The 13,059-nt window shown below is 33.6% G+C and carries 14 protein-coding genes; 8 read left to right on the forward strand and 6 right to left on the reverse strand.

Annotated elements, in window-relative coordinates; all coding sequences use genetic code 11:
- Positions 1 to 20 precede the first annotated feature (20 nt).
- Positions 21 to 263 (reverse strand): YecH family metal-binding protein, encoded by a 243-nt coding sequence (locus H3T80_RS00305; RefSeq protein WP_110448341.1) that lies wholly within the window; start codon positions 261 to 263, stop codon positions 21 to 23.
- Positions 264 to 451: 188 nt separating this feature from the next.
- Positions 452 to 2,392: an exoribonuclease II gene (locus tag H3T80_RS00310; RefSeq protein ID WP_198199141.1), complete on the reverse strand. Its 1,941-nt coding sequence runs from the start codon at positions 2,390 to 2,392 to the stop codon at positions 452 to 454.
- Between the two features lie 123 nt (positions 2,393 to 2,515).
- On the opposite strand from H3T80_RS00310, the gene H3T80_RS00315 reads away from it, so the two are divergent.
- The 3 genes from H3T80_RS00315 to H3T80_RS00325 all read left to right on the forward strand — a co-directional run bounded on the left by H3T80_RS00315 (position 2,516) and on the right by H3T80_RS00325 (position 4,376).
- The gene (locus H3T80_RS00315) at positions 2,516 to 3,265 is read left to right on the forward strand and encodes an alpha/beta fold hydrolase (protein WP_198199142.1); all 750 of its coding nucleotides are present in this window, start codon (positions 2,516 to 2,518) and stop codon (positions 3,263 to 3,265) included.
- A 369-nt stretch (positions 3,266 to 3,634) separates the two neighbouring features.
- Positions 3,635 to 4,171, forward strand: coding sequence for a LysR family transcriptional regulator (locus H3T80_RS00320; protein WP_110448339.1), 537 nt, complete (start codon positions 3,635 to 3,637; stop codon positions 4,169 to 4,171).
- Positions 4,172 to 4,202: 31 nt separating this feature from the next.
- On the forward strand, positions 4,203 to 4,376 hold the full coding sequence (locus H3T80_RS00325; protein ID WP_181414689.1) for a hypothetical protein: 174 nt from the start codon (positions 4,203 to 4,205) through the stop codon (positions 4,374 to 4,376).
- Positions 4,377 to 4,425: 49 nt separating this feature from the next.
- On the opposite strand, the gene H3T80_RS00330 is transcribed toward H3T80_RS00325, so the two are convergent.
- Genes H3T80_RS00330 through H3T80_RS00345 form a run of 4 tightly spaced genes read right to left on the reverse strand, consistent with a single transcriptional unit; the run spans position 4,426 to position 6,196 of the window.
- Positions 4,426 to 4,749, reverse strand: a complete 324-nt coding sequence (locus tag H3T80_RS00330) for a prepilin-type N-terminal cleavage/methylation domain-containing protein (RefSeq protein ID WP_146208344.1) — start codon at positions 4,747 to 4,749, stop codon at positions 4,426 to 4,428.
- Positions 4,742 to 5,179, reverse strand: a complete 438-nt coding sequence (locus H3T80_RS00335) for a DUF2509 family protein (RefSeq protein WP_110448337.1) — start codon at positions 5,177 to 5,179, stop codon at positions 4,742 to 4,744. The genes H3T80_RS00330 and H3T80_RS00335 overlap by 8 nt, the downstream gene beginning before the upstream one ends.
- Positions 5,163 to 5,726 (reverse strand): prepilin peptidase-dependent protein, encoded by a 564-nt coding sequence (locus tag H3T80_RS00340; RefSeq protein WP_110448336.1) that lies wholly within the window; start codon positions 5,724 to 5,726, stop codon positions 5,163 to 5,165. Before H3T80_RS00340 ends, H3T80_RS00335 begins: the two co-directional genes overlap by 17 nt.
- A complete protein-coding gene (locus tag H3T80_RS00345; protein WP_110448335.1) occupies positions 5,720 to 6,196 on the reverse strand; it encodes a prepilin-type N-terminal cleavage/methylation domain-containing protein in 477 nt (158 codons plus the stop codon). Before H3T80_RS00345 ends, H3T80_RS00340 begins: the two co-directional genes overlap by 7 nt.
- Before the next feature lie 218 nt (positions 6,197 to 6,414).
- On the opposite strand from H3T80_RS00345, the gene dapD reads away from it, so the two are divergent.
- The 5 genes from dapD (at position 6,415) to btsR (ending at position 12,826) form a co-directional block, all read left to right on the forward strand.
- Entirely contained in the window at positions 6,415 to 7,239 is an 825-nt protein-coding gene (gene dapD, locus H3T80_RS00350; RefSeq protein ID WP_065563367.1) for a 2,3,4,5-tetrahydropyridine-2,6-dicarboxylate N-succinyltransferase, read from the forward strand.
- A 103-nt stretch (positions 7,240 to 7,342) separates the two neighbouring features.
- The gene (locus H3T80_RS00355) at positions 7,343 to 7,834 is read left to right on the forward strand and encodes a YajQ family cyclic di-GMP-binding protein (RefSeq protein WP_110448333.1); all 492 of its coding nucleotides are present in this window, start codon (positions 7,343 to 7,345) and stop codon (positions 7,832 to 7,834) included.
- 248 nt (positions 7,835 to 8,082) lie between these two features.
- Positions 8,083 to 10,359, forward strand: a complete 2,277-nt coding sequence (gene bglX, locus H3T80_RS00360) for a beta-glucosidase BglX (RefSeq protein WP_198199143.1) — start codon at positions 8,083 to 8,085, stop codon at positions 10,357 to 10,359.
- Between the two features lie 53 nt (positions 10,360 to 10,412).
- Positions 10,413 to 12,107 carry a sensor histidine kinase gene (locus H3T80_RS00365; RefSeq protein WP_198199144.1) on the forward strand — a complete coding sequence of 565 codons (1,695 nt, stop codon included), beginning with the start codon at positions 10,413 to 10,415 and terminating at the stop codon, positions 12,105 to 12,107.
- Entirely contained in the window at positions 12,107 to 12,826 is a 720-nt protein-coding gene (btsR, locus tag H3T80_RS00370; RefSeq protein WP_110448330.1) for a two-component system response regulator BtsR, read from the forward strand. The genes H3T80_RS00365 and btsR overlap by 1 nt, the downstream gene beginning before the upstream one ends.
- The last annotated feature ends 233 nt before the right edge of the window (positions 12,827 to 13,059 follow it).

A 13,059-nucleotide genomic window follows, 5' to 3' on the forward strand; every position in this document is an offset into this window, starting at 1 on the left:
TATTCGTTTGCCGATTTTGTTTAATGTCGGCATATTTTTTTAATATCGACAGTAAATTGTGAATCATCGGTTAAAGCTGGCTTAAATTTTCCTTTTGCTTTTAAAAAAGCAATAAGCTGCTCGGCATTCATATCGGAGTTAGAACAGGTATGAAATCTAGCTTCGGTACCAAATTTTTCATGGATAGCATTAAGTAAAGATGATTCGGTATAATTGTTTCCATCCATCATCTGTAGTACTTCATGACCGTGAATTGATATCATTTTCCTCTCCTAGATTGCGGTTTATCTCGCTCTAATTATTATTTTTTAAGCGGTGAAAGATAGCAGATATTTTTAATAAAAAAAAGAGGTTAAATGTTAAAAAAATCATTAATTGTATTTAGATTAACCCTGATTATTATCAGGGTTAAATAATTAGAGTGAAAAAAGACAAATTCACAAGATAATCTTTATTTATTTTCACCGATTTTTACAATAATTGAGTGGTTTTCAATTTTAACCTGATGGATCACAACTGATAGTTTGTCAGCTAGTTTAAGTATCAGTTCATCTTTAATTTTAATTGAACCTTCATCAATATTTAAGGTTATTTCATCACGAGCGTTATGAATCATTGATAGTGGTAAAAATGCGAATGCGCCTATCTCTGTTAATCGAACTCGGGCCCCACCTCGATTAATGTCAACTATTTCAGCAGTAAAACATTGCTCTTGTTTATCGTATAAGTATTGGCTATAAAGATTTTCGGCGATATCTCGTTCAGCTAAACGTAATTTCTTACGACGATCTGCCATACTTTCTAATTGTTCGTTAGTTGGTGCAGGGAATGGTTGCTGTTTAAGAGAAGCTTTAAGTAAACGATGGTTTATCATATCACCATATTTGCGAATTGGTGAAGTCCAAGTGGCATAGGCCAAAAACCCCAAACCATAGTGGGGTTGTGGCGTTATCGAAAAATCAGCAGGACTTTGGAATTTACGCAACTTAGTTGATAGAAAATCATTATTATCAATTAATCGGCGTAATCTAATATATCCTTCAAATGAAGTTAGTGACTCTTTATCAAAATCAGAAATGCCATTATCAACTAATATTTTTAAAATTTGTTCAATGTGCTTACTATCAAAGCCTGAATGAGTATTAAAGACACCGGTACCAATCTTTTCAGTTAAATATAAGGTCAAAGCTAAATTAGCAATAATCATCATTTCTTCAACGATATTATTGGCGATGCCGCGTTCTTCTTTGAGGATTGATTGCACTTGGCGATTATCATCAAGTACAAATCGATAATCATTGTTTGCTTTAAAAATTAATGCATTTTGTTGTCGCCAATTGATACGAACTTTTGCTAAATCAGCTAACAATTTCAATTGGGTTTTAATTTCTGTGTTAGCAATATTTAAATCACTTTGATTTTCAAGGAAATTAGAAACATTGTTATAACAAAGCTTAGCTTTGGATTCAATCCAAACCGGGGTGAAATGGATATCCTCAGCAGTAAATTGTCCCGTTTTATCTAGGTGAATTTTACATACCATTGCTGGACGTTTTTGATTGGCTTTTAATGAGCATAGATCATCAGCCAATTGCTTAGGTAACATTGGAATATTAAAATCGGGAAGATAAGTTGTAAAATTACGAACTTTGGCAATATTATCCAGCTCACTATCAGGTAAAATATAAGCCGTAGGATCGGCAATAGCTATCATTAAGTTATAATTACCCATTTCATCTTGGCAAATAGCAATTGCATCATCCATATCTTCGGTATTTTCATTATCAATAGTGAAAAACGACACATTGGTTAAATCTTGTCGATTTTGTTGTTCACTTTCAGAAATGATGAATGATTCAGCTTGGGGTGCATTATCCTCTAATTGGTAACGAGCTAAGGTTTTCAACCATAATTGATAAATTGAATCAGAACTTGCGATAAATTGTGTTACTTGAGCAAGAAATTGTTGTTTATCTTTTTGCAATGGATGCGATTGTAATGTTGCCACAACCCAATCACCTTCGGTTAATTTTTGCTTAACTTCGGTGTTAACTTGACAACGTATGGCAAACTTAGTTGGCATATTTTCAGGATAAATCACCATAGCGCGATCTAAAAAGCCGATTTTACCAATAAATTTTTGTAAGCTACTTTCAATTAATATTTCAGGTTCAAATGACTCTTTATCATTATTGCTGATGATGGTTCCCGATACTTTATCTCCATGGCAAAGCTGCTTCATTTTGGCAACAGGAATAAAATAATTTTTTTTATTATCAACATCTAAAAAACCAAATCCTTTTTCGTGTGCTCGGACGATACCTTCAACATAAGGTTTTTGTTCTGCAAATTCTTGTTTAAGTTGGGCGAGTAATGGGTTATTTTGAAACATATGGCTTAATATTAATTGAAAAATTTAGACTAAATTCTATCATACTTATGCTTTTAGGGGTTATTGAATTGTTCATCAATGACTGGCTATTGAAGTCAGTTACAATAAATAAAGAGTTAAAACATGAAATTAAATTATAAATTACAAGGCAATAAACAACCGATTTTATTAATGCATGGGCTATTTGGTAGTTTAGATAACTTAAACATGTTAGCTAAAGACCTCGTTGCAAATTATCAAACTATACAAGTTGATTTACGTAATCATGGCCAATCGCCATGGTCAAATATCATGAATTATCAAGCTATGGCGGAAGATATCGCGGAACTATGCCATGGTTTGCAATTACAGAACTTAATCTTAATTGGTCATTCAATGGGTGGCAAAGTTGCTTTACAATTAAGCCAACTTATTCCGCAACTGATTAGCAACATTTGTGCAATTGATATTGCGCCAGTTAAATATACTCAAACAATTAATACTCCGGTCATAAAAGCATTGGCACAATGCATTGATCAACAATTAGTTGATAGAAAGCAAATCGCTGAAGTTATGCGACAACATGGATTGAATGAACCAACGATTTTATTTTTACTCAAATCCTTTAAACATGAACGTTGGCTATTTAATGCTAATGTAATTATTAATCAGTATGCTAATATTTGTGATTGGCAAACTATTTCAGCCAGTGCCATACCAACGTTATTTATTGGCGGTGGTAATTCTAGCTATATCACTGATAAAAATTATCCAGCTATATTTAATCAATTTCCCAATGCAAAAATTGATATTGTAGAAGGCGCTGGTCATAATGTTCATGCTGAAAAAACAGAGCAAGTATTGCAACATTTATATCATTGGTTAGCTGACTGATTATAATTATTTCCACAATAAAATTAATCAGTACCACCATTGCTTAATTGATGGTTACTGATTTTTATTTTTTAATTGAAACTAAAGATTGCATGATTTAATAAGCAGTAACACTAAAAAATAAGATTGGTTGTTTGGTAAATTCAATCAACCAACATGAATAGTCATAGTATAAGCAGTATTAGCCAATACGTATTTCTTTTATTCTTTATGGTGTGATTTATTTATTATAAATCAATTTATGTTCATTATCTAACCAGATACGAATATCATTGTTGTTTTGGTTCATAACTTTGACTTTAGAAAAATTAGCAATTGCGGTTTGAGCACCATGTTGGATCAGTTCAGCATTACCAATGCCGACACAATATGCACCGGCTATTCATAACACAACCAGCGTTAACTAAACAAATTCAATCTTTTGAACGAGTCATCGATCAAAAACTGTTTATCCGTGGTCGGAATGGAGCAACATTGACTGCAATAGGCAATGCGTTATATCCCGAAGCTAAAAAACTACTGCAACAACATCAGAAATTCCTGTTATTTGCCGATAATATTAAGAAAAAAGCGAATGAATGCTTATCAATTGGTTTTGGTATCTCTTGTTTTCAACAGGTGCCTAAATGGATTCGGACTTTTTCTGATGGATCCCCTGAATGTCATATTGTGACTAAACAACTACCTTCTAGTGAGCAAATAAATCTGTTAATGCAAGGTGAACTCGATATTGGTTTTGTCCGGATGCCGGTGCCAGAATCATTGCGTTCAATTATATTATCTAAAGAGTATATTGTATTGGCGGTACCAACTGAGGTAAAAGTGAGTTCCGGTAATATTAACGAGATACTGGCAACGCACCCGTTATTGCAGATAAATCCAGATTTAGCCCCCTTGTTTAACTGAACAAACCCAATTAATGCTTGAAGGAATTAATGTGACTTTAATACAAGGAGGAACAACTAATGATCTTCCTACGCTTTTAGCGTTAATTGCCGCTAAAAATGGAATTGCTTTTGTACCAGCTAGTGTTCGTCATTTTTTACCTAAAGGTGTGAAACTCATTACACTAGATTTAGCGCAACTGGGATGGGATATTGCCGTGGCGTGAAATAAAAGAATTGAAAATAAAAAGCGCGATTTATTTTTGGACATAAATATTAATCACATAAAAAACGTTGTTGTTTAATCGTTTTGTGATGAATAGGGGTGACGCTAACAAAAACCATCTGACAAGACCTACCATAAGGTTGGCTATAAACTTGATATTGCCAATTATTTGGTATGATTTGCTGTACATTATGAGGATAACTATCAAGTAAAGCAAAGGCGATTTGTTCCGCTTTAAACTGTTTTTGGAAATAGTGGTGTTGACTAATGATTGCGGTTAAATAACCACTAAAACCTAGCATAATGATGGCAAACATTAAGCAAGAAATCATGACTTCAATTAAGCTGAATCCGGCTATATTTTTACTATTCACAATCAACGAGCCTTTTTTCTGGACAATAATCTAGCCAATGGCCTTTTTCAATAATCAAGTGATTATCAGCAAAATACGTTAACATATAAAGATAATAGTCATCAGCTTGAGCTCTCAGTAGAGTATAGTTATCGATTTTTAATCGTGATTTTTTGATGCAAGCCTTGAATTGATATTGATTATCTAATAAACATTGCCATTGCTCACTCGGAGGTTGCCAAACCTGTTTTTTTGCCCAATTTAAACTTGAGCTTGCTTGATTAAACTGACGATAATATTGAATCTCAATCAAATAGGTTTTTTTTAATGAATTAACTAGAGCCTGAAAACCGGTTAATAAAATGAGGCCGACAATGGTTAGGATAATTACCATTATTAGCGTGCTAAAACCTTCGGCTTGCGTTGTTTTTTTATTAAAATGGATTTTCATTTTTGATAATGGTTACCGTTTGATAGATTATTTTTTTGTTTTTCTTTAATTGAGCAGCAATATTTATTACAAAATAGCTGTTTTGCTGTTTTATTGAAAATTGCGTTATTTTAATGTCATGTGGATCGAATATTTTCTCCCAATTTACACCCTCACAACTTATTGAACCTACTTTATATTCCAAATTATTTTTGTAGAAACGATAAGCAAAGATGTCTGATTTACTTGGCGCATTACGATCATAAATCCAATCATTGCGAATTTCACTATCATAACGGAAAATATAACAATTGTTTGAAGTATTGATTTCAATTGGATATTGTTTCATTTTTTCGGGGCTATTGGCAATAAATCCAGCACGTTTTAGATCTTTGGTTATACTAGCTAAACCTTGATGAATATTTTTTTCTAAATGAATATGCAAATTTTTTTCCAACAATATCGATTGTAATTTACTATAGAATGAGGTGATACCTATAAATATTAAACTGGAAAATGCAATACTTAACATTATTTCAAATAATGAAAATCCATTTTGTTTTAGCATCGCGGTAGTCCGGGTAAATAACTATTTTTCTTACAAAATCGGATCCGCCCTCGATAAGAAATGATAATTTGCGTGGTACCAATGGCGTTGTGTAATTCGATTGTCCCCGTTTGTGCCATATTTTTCCGGCCCCAAAAGGAGATGGTTTTTTTATCAGTTAAATCACTCAATTCAACAGAATTATTAGGCTTCATAAAATAGGCGGTGCCTTCTTGGCAAGTGGTTGGTTTTTCGCCCTTGCCAATACTTATGCACCAAGGCTTAAAAAAATAATATACGTGATAGTTTTCATTAGTGTTGTAAGCTCTTGCTTGAGCCTCTTCTAAAAAATAGGCAAGCTGTTTTGTGGTGGTTGTTAGTTCATTACGCAGTTGTAATTCTTTCCAATGTTGTACACCAATTGCGGCCAAAATAGCACTAATGCTGATAACTAATAAAAGCTCTAATAAAGAAAATCCGCTGTTTTGCATTATTTTTTATTGAGAAATTTAATGAGAATTAAACTTTATATCCAAATAAAATCACGGTATTAACTTTTACTAAGATTTTGTGAAAGGTATTCCAAATAATTAACTTTTTTTGAGAGATCTTAATGATAAGATAAACCACTTAAAAATAGCGGCATATTATATTATACTGTTAGGCCAATTAAATTTGCTAACGGACTTTAAGTTAAAGGAAACGAGAAATGCAACAATTACAAACTATTATTGAGGCAGCATTTGAACGTCGTGCTGAAATTACCCCTTCAAATGTTGATACAGTGACACGTGATGCGATTAATCAATGTATCGCTTTATTAGACAGCGGTAAAATGCGTGTCGCAGAAAAGATTAATGGCGATTGGGTAACTCATCAATGGTTAAAAAAAGCAGTGTTGCTTTCATTCCGTATTAATGAAAATCAACTTATTGATGGTGGCGCAACTAATTATTATGACAAAGTACCGTTAAAATTTGCTGATTATGATGAAGCGCGTTTCCAACAAGAAGGTTTCCGCGTAGTTCCATCAGCAATTGCACGTAAAGGCGCTTATGTAGCTCGCAATACAGTATTAATGCCTTCTTACGTCAACATCGGTGCTTATGTTGATGAAGGGACTATGGTTGATACATGGGTAACTGTAGGTTCATGTGCACAAATTGGTAAAAATGTCCATTTATCTGGTGGCGTTGGTATTGGTGGTGTATTAGAGCCATTACAAGCAAATCCAACTATTATTGAAGATAACTGTTTTATCGGTGCTCGTAGTGAAATTGTTGAAGGTGTGATTGTCGAAGAGGGCAGCGTTATCTCAATGGGTGTATTTATTGGACAAAGTACTAAAATTTATGATCGTGCAACTGGTGAAGTTCACTATGGTCGCGTACCGGCTGGTTCTGTGGTGGTATCAGGTAACTTACCAACTAAAGATGGTAAATACAGCCTTTATTGTGCAGTAATCGTTAAAAAAGTAGATGCTAAAACGTTAGGTAAGGTCGGTATTAACGAATTACTTCGTACTATTGATTAATTTTATTAATCTATCTATTAAAGCTACCGTAAATGTTACGGTAGCAATAAAATGAGTTGTTTAAAGTGAGTTATATCTTATAACGATTAGAAGAGGAAAATTTATGCCTTCTTTTGATATTGTATCAGAAATTCAAATGCCAGAAGTCAAAAATGGGGTCGAAAATGCGACTCGAGAATTGGCAACACGTTGGGATTTCAAAAATGTCGAAGCATCATTTGAGCTTAATGAGAAAAATGAAACTATCAAAGCGACGAGCCAATCAGATTTCCAAGTACAACAATTACTGGATATTTTACGTGATAAGTTAGCTAAGCGTGGTATTGATGGTGGCGCGCTGGAAATTCCAGAAGAGATGGAACATAGTGGTAAGTTTTATAGTATTACAGTTAAGCTGAAACAAGGTATCGATAAAGAATTAGCTAAAAAAATAGTTAAATTAATCAAAGATAGTAAAATTAAAGTCCAAGCACAAGTACAAGGTGACCAAGTTCGGGTTACTGGAAAATCACGTGATGATTTACAAGCAACTATGGCACTAGTTAAAAATGGTGAGTTAGGTCAACCATTTCAATTTACTAATTTCCGCGACTAATCAATCATTCTAATCTTTATTATTGCCGACATTGTTTTGACAAAATTGTTCGGCAATATGTTTTTATTTATTCACAGAATCAACTTTTAAAAAATTTGAGGAAAGCACTTTTTTGCGGCTAAATTTTTAATAATATGTGCTTTTATTTTTATTTTTGGTGAGGCATTATTTCAAATAACGAGATTTTTTTGACTAAATACGTTATTCTATTTGCTTGTCTATCCTCTTATATTATAACAATACTTATTATGCTGAAAAAATTAGTTTTCTTTTTTGTTTTTTTTATTTTTTCATGTCCTTTATTTGCACAAAATCCCAATGACGAAGAAAAGAAAGTATTTATTGATAACTTATTATCAAAAATGACTATTAAAGAAAAAGTGGGGCAATTGCGGTTAATTAGTGTCGGCGGTGATCTAACCTTAGACAAAGTACTTGATCAAATAGAAGCTGGTGAAATAGGTGGCATTTTTAATACTGTTGTGGAACCCGATCTATCCAGAATGCAGGAAAGAGCTTTAAGATCACCAAACCAAATTCCGGTTTATTTTGGTTTTGATATTGTTCATGGGCATCGTACAGTATTTCCAATTAATTTAGGTATAGCTGCAACTTGGGATCGTAATGCTTTCGCTAAAGTGGCTGAGGTCTCTGCTGATGAAGCTACATCTGATGGACTTAATGTTACTTGGGCTCCAATGGTGGATATTACTCGTGATCCTAGGTGGGGACGAGTTTCCGAAGGATTTGGTGAAGATCCTTATTTAGCTTCAGAAGCAGGGCGAATTTTTGTTGAAAAAATGCAAAAGCAATCCTTGGCTGATAAAAAATCATTAGTCACAACGGTTAAACATTTTGCACTTTATGGTGCGGTAGAAGCAGGACGCGAATATAACAGCACCGATATGAGTGAACGCAAAATGTTTCAAGAATATCTTGTGCCTTATAAAGCGGCTATTGATGCCGGTAGCCGAGCGGTTATGGTTGCGCTGGTTAGTGTAAATGGTATTCCTGCTACAGCTAATCATTGGTTATTAACTGATGTATTACGCAACCAATGGCACTTTGATGGAGTAGTTGTTAGTGACCATGGTGCTATCCGTGAATTAATTAATCACGGCGTTGCACAGGATGCTAAAGATGCGGTACGTATTGCTATCAAAGCTGGTATTGATGTGAGTATGAATGATGAATACTTTTTACAGTTTTTACCAGAATTGGTTGATGAAGGTGCAATCTCAGAAGATCTGATTAATCAAGCTTGTCGCCATGTGTTAGAGCTTAAATATGATATGGGGTTGTTTAAAAATCCGCATCGAAATTTAGATCCTAATTTTGATATTGAAACTATGTTTGCTAACGATCGCCTACATCGTACTGAAGCCAGAGATGTAGCTCGTCGTAGTATTGTATTATTAAAAAATGAAAATAATTTATTACCGTTAGACAAAAATAAAAAAATAGCTGTCATTGGACCATTGGCTGATTCAAAACGAGATATTCTAGGTAGCTGGTCAGGTGCTGGGCGTGCTAATTTAGCGGTAACGCCGTTGCAAGGCATTAAAAATGCCATCGCAAATCCCAAATTAGTGAGTTACGCATGGGGGGCTAATCTCTCGGATGATCCTAACCTTGATAAATTTTTAAATTTATATGGTGAAAGCAGCAAATTTGATAAACGACCCGCTAATAAGATGATAGCCGAAGCTGTTGCTCAAGCTAAAAAATCAGATGTCGTTGTGGTTTTTGTTGGTGAAGCACAAGGCATGGCTCATGAATCATCAAGTCGAACCGATCTTGATCTACAAGCTAGTCAAAAACGATTAATTAAAGCATTAAAAGCCACTGGTAAACCACTTATTATTGCTTTAATGAATGGCCGTCCACTTACTGTGAAAGAAGAATATCAGCAAGCTGATGCTATGCTTGAAACGTGGTTTTTAGGTACTGAAGGCGGGAATGCTGTGGCCGATGTGCTGTTTGGTGATTATAATCCGTCAGCTAAATTACCTATGTCTTTTCCAGATAATGTTGGCCAGATCCCTGTTTATTATAGCCATTTAAAAACTGGTCGACCACATGGTACAGTTAATATGGGTAAATACACAACGTCTTACTTTGATAGCCCGAATGAGCCTTTATTTCCATTTGGTTTTGGCTTAAGTTATACTGATTTTACTATTGATTTTTCATTATCAAAAACTGAAATGTCACCAAATGGGGAAATTGAAGTTATTGCTAATGTGGAAAATACTGGTGAAAGAGAAGGTTCACAAGTGGTGCAGTTCTATTTGCAAGATGTGACAGCATCAGTAAGCCGACCGGTAAAAGAGTTAATTGGTTTTGAATTTATTACTCTTAAACCGCATGAAAAAGGTCAAGTAAAATTTGTTATCAAATATGACATGTTAAAATTCTGGAATGATAAAATGCAATATGTTGCAGAACCTGGTAAATTTAATGTGTTTGTAGGTGCGGATTCTACAACTAAAGATAAGCAAACATTTACTTTACTTGATAATTAAAGTTAGCATTTTCCGTCGACTTTGGTCGGCGGTTTTGTGCCGTGGTTATTGTTATGTTTGAGTTTGATCTTGTACTACAGCTTTTACAGCAGATGTGCGTGTATTTGGTTATTGCTTATTTGTTAAGTAAAACCCCAATTGTTATTCCTTTAATGCAAGTCACCATCCATTTACCTCATAAATTAGTCTGTTATTTTATTTTTTCTTTATTTTGCATTATGGGTAGCTATTTTGGTTTACATATTGAAGATACTATTGCGAATACTCGTGCTATTGGCGCTATTTTAGGAGGGTTGCTTGGTGGTCCAGTAGTAGGCCTTTTAGTTGGCTTAACTGGTGGTATTCATCGTTATACATTAGGTGGTATTACAGCTGAAAGTTGTATGTTATCGACTATCTTGACAGGTTTAATTAGTGGGCTATTTCACTATACCTTAATGAAAAGAGGTCGAATTGATTTAGTCTATAATCCATTTTTAGTCGGAGTATTAGGTGTTTTTGTTGAATCGTTAGAAATGATTCAAGTCCTATTAATATCGAGACCTTTTGATGTTGTTCTACATGCAGTACGTAGTATTGCTGCACCGATGATTGTTGCTAATAGTATTGGCGCTGCAATGTTTATGCGAATTTTACTAGATAGACGGGCGATTTTTGAACGTTATACATCGGCTTTTTCTGCCAAGGCTCTTAAAATCGCAGTGAGTACTGAAGGTCTATTGCGCGAAGGCTTCAATCAAGAAAATAGTACTAAAGTTGCAGAAATTATTTATCAACAATTAGATATTGGCGCTGTAGCTATAACAGATAGAGAAAAAATTCTTGCTTTTATTGGGGTAGGTGACGATCATCATCTACCTGGTACTCAAATTACTTCAAATGTTACTTTAGAAGCAATTGAGCAAAATGATGTTAAATATCTTGATGGTACACATCAACCTTATCAATGTTCAATCAATAAAAATTGTCGTTTAGGTGCAACTTTGGTTATTCCTCTGCGTGGTGAAAATAATAATGTAGTTGGTACTATTAAACTTTATGAAGGTAAAAATACATTATTTAGCTCAATAAATAGAACTTTAGGTGAAGGTATTGCCAGCTTGTTATCTGCGCAAATATTGGCCGGGCAAAATGAGTACTACAAACAGTTATTGTCTAAAACTGAGATTAAACTATTACATGCCCAAGTAAATCCTCACTTCTTATTTAATGCCTTAAATACTTTACTGGCTATTATTAGGCGTGATAAAGAACAAGCATCGCAATTAGTGCAAAACTTATCAACTTTTTTCCGTAAAAACTTAAAACGTACTGATGAAATAGTAACGTTAAGAGATGAAATAGAGCATGTAAATGCTTACCTACAGATTGAAAAAATGCGTTTTATGGAGCAGTTAAGTATAAATTTTGATATTCCTGAACAACTCGAATATGCGCAATTACCAGCATTTTCATTACAACCAATTGTGGAAAATGCCATTAAACATGGTACATCACAATTAATTAGTCAAGGAGCAGTAACGATTAGAGCCTATGAAAATGATCAGACTTTAATTTTAGAGGTTATTGATAATGCAGGTAATTATCGAGAAAATAAAAAAGATAATAAAGGGCTTGGTCTTAATTTAGTAGATAAACGAATTAAGATCCGCTATGGTGAAAACTATGGTATAAAGATAATCTGTAAACCAGACGAATATACAAATGTAATGTTATCTTTGCCTTTGCTAGAGGATGTCGTAGTTTAATGTTAAATGTGATTATTGTTGATGATGAATTACTTGCTCGCGAAAATTTACGTTGTTTGCTAGACAACGATAGCCAAATTAATATTGTCGCAGAATGTAATAATGCAATGGATGCTATACGTGAAATTCATCGGTTAGCGCCTGATGTTGTTTTTCTTGATATTCAAATGCCGAAGATAAATGGTCTTGAAATGTTATCAATGCTTGATCCACAAACTATGCCTCATATTGTTTTTTTAACTGCTTATAGTGAGTTTGCTGTAAAAGCCTTTGAGGAACAAGCTTTTGATTACCTATTAAAACCTATTGAACAAGATAGGCTAAATAAAACATTAAGCCGCTTACATAAAAAATGTCCTGTAGCTGATATAAATCAATTATCAGGCATTGATCAACAGTTAAAATATATACCTTGTATTGGTCATAATCGAATTTATTTACTATCTAATGATGATGTTTTTTATATTTCATCTAAAGTCTGTGGTATTTATGTTTTTAATCAAAATAATAATGAATATTTTACTGAACTGACACTAAAAACGTTAGAAGATAAAACCTCGCTTATTCGTTGTCATAGACAATATTTAGTTAATTTAAAAAAGTTAAAAGAGATTCGTTTTAATGAAGCAGGTAGCGTTGATATTATTTTAAATAATGATGTTGCTGTGCCTGTGAGTCGTCGATATTTAAAATCGCTTAAAGAGATATTAGGACTATAATCATTTTATCTGGGTTTATTTTATCGATAGAGATACCGTTTACCAACCATTTTTAACCACTCATATAGTTGTTTCAACCTGTAGCTAAATTTCCTATACCATTCAATTAACTAAAAAATTACTATACCCTTGAGCATAAAGTAAGCTTTATCTCATGATTCAATACAACAAAATTCAAAAACAATTTGAAGTTAATATCAATAAATTTTATCTACCTTTTTAACTATATAATT

Source organism: Gilliamella sp. W8145, from assembly GCF_016101145.1.
Taxonomy (GTDB): domain Bacteria; phylum Pseudomonadota; class Gammaproteobacteria; order Enterobacterales; family Orbaceae; genus Gilliamella; species Gilliamella apis_A.